The 808-nt window shown below is 80.1% G+C and carries 1 protein-coding gene; it reads left to right on the plus strand.

Translation table 11 applies throughout. The features are described from left to right. The coding region (locus P1V51_22525) for a hypothetical protein (protein ID MDF1565828.1) at positions 1-808 on the plus strand (808 nt) is incomplete at both ends.

The raw sequence follows: 808 nt of genomic DNA on the forward strand, positions 1-808 counted from the left end.
CGGTCCCGGCCGCGCCGAGCTTCAGCCCGGCCCCGGCCGCCCCCGCGCCCGCCGCGCCGACCCCGGCCGCCGCCGCCTTCGGTGCGCCGACCCCGGCCGCCCCGGCGAAGATGCCCCTGTCCGAGATCTCCCACCAGGGAGTGGCCGGCGGTGAGGGCCCCACCGGCACCATGGTCGGCATCCCCGTGCCCTTCCCGGAGCCCGCCGAGGACAGCTCGGCGCCGCTCTCGCCCGCCGACCTCGCGCCCACCCCGGCGCCGGCGAGGACCCCGGAGCCCGAGCCGATGAACCCGGCCGATCTGGCGCCGACGCCCGCCCCGGCGCCGGCCGCCCTGACGCCCGAGCCCGCCGGCCTCGACTCCGACTGGGGGCTCACCGAGCCCGCCGCGGCGAGCCCGGCGCCGGCCGCCCCCTCGCTCACGCCCCGGCCCGCCGCTCCGGCGCTCGAGCCGAAGCCGGCCCCGATCCCGGCCCCGGCGCCGGCCGCGCCCGCCCCGGCGGCGAGCGGCAGCGACTGGGACCTCTCCTCCTTCGGGGGAGAGGAGCCCGAGGCCGAGCTCGCCGAGCCCGAGCCCATCGAGCTCGAGGCCGTCGAGCTGGAGCCCGAGCCCGAGGCTCCGGCCCTGGACCTCGACAGCGCCGCGGCGGACCTCATTTCGGCGGAGCCGGCGGTCGAGGAGCCCGCGGCCGTCGCGGCCCCCTCCCTGGACTTCGGCACCGACGACGATGACGACGTCGAGGTCTCCATGGACGACGCCGAGGAGCTCGGTGGGCCGGTCGAGATCGGCGCCGATGAGCTCGAGATGGC

It is taken from the genome of Deltaproteobacteria bacterium (assembly GCA_029210625.1).
In the GTDB taxonomy this organism is placed as follows: domain Bacteria; phylum Myxococcota; class Myxococcia; order SLRQ01; family SLRQ01; genus JARGFU01.